2 protein-coding genes are annotated in these 1621 nt (G+C 60.8%); both read right to left on the bottom strand.

The features are described from left to right. Positions 1 to 281 precede the first annotated feature (281 nt). Positions 282 to 1295, bottom strand: a complete 1014-nt coding sequence (galE, locus tag G524_RS0112175) for a UDP-glucose 4-epimerase GalE (protein WP_027443936.1) — start codon at positions 1293 to 1295, stop codon at positions 282 to 284. An 84-nt stretch (positions 1296 to 1379) separates the two neighbouring features. Continuing rightward, positions 1380 to 1621, bottom strand: a 242-nt coding sequence (locus G524_RS15950) for an integrase core domain-containing protein (protein WP_036857941.1), incomplete at its 5' end; no start/stop codon positions are given.

Here is a 1621-nt window from a genome sequence, read left to right as displayed (position 1 = left end):
ACGCGATACGACAAACGCGCCGACAACTTCCTCGCCGCTGCCAAACTCTTCTCAACTCGCCTATGGATCGCAGCTAATGAGTCCACGGCTTAGGCACCATGCTCGCCCCTACACATTGGCGGTTTCAATGAAACAAAGTACGGCCAAGCCAATCAGATTGGCGCATCAAAGGCGAGGGTTTTCCGAGGTGTCGACCTGATGGCTGCGCCGGACCACTTTGGCCAACAGCAGGCCGCGGCAGCTCAGCAGCGACTGCGCACTATTGGAGATGACGGCAATCCTCATGACAGATAGCCTTCCGGGTTCTGTGCCTGCCAGCGCCAATGGTCGGCTAGCATCTCATCCAGACCACGACTGGTGCGCCAACCCAAGTCTGCTGCGGCGCGCGCTGGATCGGCCCAGCATTGTGCCGTGTCGCCCGGACGGCGCGGCGCGATCCTCCAAGGTAGCGGCCGGTTGATCACCCGCTCAATCCCCCGGATCACCTCAAGCACGGAATGGCCCCGTCCGGTACCTAGGTTCCATACGTGATATCCTGTTCGATCCGCCAGATACTTCATCGCCACCAGATGCCCCTGCACCAGATCCATGACGTGGATATAGTCGCGTATGCCCGTGCCGTCCGGGGTCGGATAGTCATCGCCGAAGATCACCAGTTCAGGATACCGCCCCACTGCAACCTGCATCGCATAGGGGATCAGATTGGCCGGCACACCCCGCGGATCCTCGCCGATACGTCCCGACGAATGGGCGCCTGCAGGGTTGAAATACCGCAGTACTGCCACCGACCAGCGCGAATCGGCGGCGCAAAGATCGGCAAGCACCTGTTCCACCATTCGTTTCGACCTGCCATAGGGGCTGGAGGGGGCCAGTGCCGAGGTCTCGGTCAGCGGCATTAGCACCTGATCACCATAGACCGCCGCCGTCGAGCTGAAGACCAGCCGGAAGACCCCAGCCGCTGCCATGGCCCGCACCAAGGTGACGCTGCCGCCAAGATTGACATCATAATAGGCAAGCGGGTCTGCGACACTCTCGCCCACGGCCTTCAGTCCGGCGAAATGCAGTACGGCATCGATGTGGTGTCGGTCAAATATCTGCCTTAGCAGGGTGCCATCGCGGATGTCACCGCGCCAAATCGTCACCCGTTCCCCTGTCAACTCTTCCACCCGGGTGATCGCCTCGGGTGAGCTGTTGGAGAAGTCGTCAAGCACGACTACCTTATGCCCCGCCTCAAGACAGCAAAGCAGGACATGTGACCCGATGTAGCCGGCGCCCCCGGTCAGAAAAATGGTCATGGACATCTCATTCGGCCTTCTTTGTCTGCCACCGCTTGTGACTTGCCCTCGCTGTTCCCGCGGTCATAACGCGGATCTGTCAATCTAATATTCGCGCTGCCCCACAGGCACAAGCGCGCCGGGCGGGACGCTTCCATCTTGCAGGAACGCCCGGCGCGCTTGTGCCGGCGTTCGGTTCCCCAGAGATGAGTGCGGCCTGACATTGTTGTAGTCGTAGCGCCAGACCGCCAACTTGCGCCGGGCATCGGCGAGGCTGTCGAACAGCTCCTCGTTGAGCAGCTCGTCGCGCAGCGACCCGTTGAACGATTCAATGAACGCATTCTGCT

The organism is Erythrobacter cryptus DSM 12079 (genome assembly GCF_000422985.1).
Classification (GTDB): domain Bacteria; phylum Pseudomonadota; class Alphaproteobacteria; order Sphingomonadales; family Sphingomonadaceae; genus Erythrobacter; species Erythrobacter cryptus.
This window is presented reverse-complemented; position numbering and strand designations above follow the sequence as displayed.